At 70.7% G+C, this 2,311-nt stretch carries 3 protein-coding genes; 1 reads left to right on the forward strand and 2 read right to left on the reverse strand.

What is annotated here, in order from left to right; translation table 11 throughout:
* The coding region (gene rpsD, locus VGT06_08390) for a 30S ribosomal protein S4 (GenBank protein HEV8663141.1) at positions 1 to 366 on the forward strand (366 nt) is incomplete at its 5' end.
* A 38-nt stretch (positions 367 to 404) separates the two neighbouring features.
* Here rpsD and VGT06_08395 read toward each other — a convergent pair.
* Positions 405 to 548 carry a hypothetical protein gene (locus VGT06_08395; GenBank protein HEV8663142.1) on the reverse strand — a complete coding sequence of 48 codons (144 nt, stop codon included), beginning with the start codon at positions 546 to 548 and terminating at the stop codon, positions 405 to 407.
* Positions 545 to 2,311: hypothetical protein (locus VGT06_08400; GenBank protein HEV8663143.1), on the reverse strand; the 1,767-nt coding region annotated here is incomplete at its 5' end. The genes VGT06_08395 and VGT06_08400, both read right to left, overlap by 4 nt.

The raw sequence follows: 2,311 nt of genomic DNA on the forward strand, positions 1-2,311 counted from the left end.
GTGACCGGCGAGGAGCTGCTTCGCCTGCTGGAGACCCGTCTCGATTCCGTGGTCCTTCGCCTGGGATTCGCCCAGACCATCCACCAGGCCAGACAGCTCGTGTCTCACGGGCACATCCTGCTGGACGGCAAGCGGCTGAACGTCCCCAGCGCCACCGTCAGGGTGGGACAGGTCATCGAGGCCGGCCCGAAGGCGAAGAACTTCATCCCGGTGCGGGAAGCGCTGGAGGTCACGCCGGAGCCACCGGCGTACCTCGAGCGAGACAAGGACGCCGTCCAGGGCCGGCTGATCAAGCGCCCCGAGCGCGCCGAGATTCCGCTTCCGGTCCCCGTCGAGGAACGCCTGGTCGTCGAGTTCATGTCCTGACGTGGCCGGGTGGGGGCCTCCCGACCGGCGGCTGCTGATCAGGGCGAGATAGGTCCGTACACCGTTTCCGGTCCCTTCGGCTGATCCCCGGGGTTCTGGCTGACCACCGCCAGGTACGCGCCTCCCCAGGCCAGGCACAGGGAGACGATCACGAGCAGGATCAGGAACCGGATCTTCGTCACTCCTCGTCCCCGCCGAATCCCTCCGGGCGCCGGAACCGCCGAAATCGCAGGATATCAGGGCTCTCAGCCCGAGGACGCGCACGGACCAGGCTCGCCAAGGCCGCCCAGAGGACCAGGGCCAGCGTCGCGGCGTGGGCCGCGAGGACAGGGGCTGCGGGCGGCTGCGGAAAGCGCGGGGCGTGATCGGGTGGAGCCGCCCGGTACAGCCTCAGGTCGCTGGCCTCGATGACCGTCACCAGCCCCTCCAGCCCGGGCGCCCACCTCCGCCAGTCCGCCTCCTTGTGCAGCACCACATATCTCACCCCGAGCCCGGCGAGGCTGGGGCGAAGAGGAGCGCGACCGGTCACGGCTGGGGCTGCCCGACGAGACCACGGGTCCTCAGCGGGAAGGACAACGCGACCGACCTGCAAGGCGGTGTCCGCCACAACCGGCCGGGAGAAGTAGGCGGGGGCGATCTGGCGGACCGTTCGTCCATGATTCCAGCCGAAGGGCAGGTAGGAGTGCCACGGCAGGACGAGGACAGCGCCGGGGACCGGGTCCGCCGCCATCGCCGACTCCACCTGGCCCCACGACGGGGGATAGCTCACGGCGCTCAGGCGACCGCCGGCTCCCCACAGGAGGGTGGGGGCAAGAGCGACCGGAAGGAGGGGCAGTAGCAGGGCTGCCCTTCTGGCCAGGCGGTCGGTGCGCTCGATCCCCTCGAGGATCCGATCGACACCCGCGCCGAAGGCGACGCACCCGAGCAGGGCGAAGGGAATGACGAACTTCTGCGAATCCCGGAGGATTGCGCCCCCCGGAAGCACCTCCGAGACCCACGTCGTGATGGGGTCCAGGAGAGAGAAGCTCGGGGCGATCGCCACGGCGATGCCCAGGACAGCGAGGGAGACGAGCCCCCGGAGGGCGCCCGGCGACCACCGGGCTCCGAGCCGCCGCCATCCCCACGCGCCGAGGCCGACGATGAGGAGGAAGGCCGGAATCCAGGCTCCTCCGTGCCGGCCCGGCGGGGCCAGATCCGTCCGCCACAGCCCGCCCAGGGACAGCAGGCTGCCGAGGGTGCCGAGCGGAGAATCCGAACGGGCCCGAAACAGCTCCAGCGCCAAGGCGGGTCGCCCCGGCACGGATTGATGGAGGAGCCCCGGTACGAGCCACGGCAGGTTGATCACCACGCCCACCCCCGCCAGTGCCAGTGCGCGGCGGGGGGTTGGCCCGGCCGGAGGGAAAAGGGCGATGGCCAGCGCGACGGCGACGCCGAACAGCCCTGCGTACGGGCCTGCGGCCACGGCCGCGGCGAGAGTCAGGATGAGGCGCCGGCCCGCCCCGGGCTCGCCCCGGCGGTAGTCGAGAGCGGCCCGGGCGATCCACGGGAGCACCGCATATCCGAGGAGCAGGGACCAGTGCCCGAGCAGCAACCGCTCATAAAGGAAGGGATTCCAGGCGTAGAGCAATCCAGCGGCTACCCGGGCAGGCATCCTGTCTGCTGGAACCAGCCTCGCGGCTCCGTAGGCGGCGCCGGCGAAGATCGCCAGGAGGATCAGCTTCTCGACCACTTGACCGGTCAGGGCCTTCGAGGCGAGCGACACCAGGAGGCCCGTCGGCACCGAGCGGGGGAGATTACGGGACAGGCCCAGGAGCGCACTCGAGAGCGGCGGGTTCGGCACGAACACCATGTCGTAGACCAGGACGAATCCGGGAGCGAGCAGGGGCCCGGTCACCACCAGGCCCACGAGCAATGAGGAGATCCGGAGCGTCCTTCGCTCGAACCG

It is taken from the genome of Candidatus Methylomirabilis sp., from assembly GCA_036000645.1.
Taxonomy (GTDB): Bacteria; Methylomirabilota; Methylomirabilia; order Methylomirabilales; family JACPAU01; genus JACPAU01.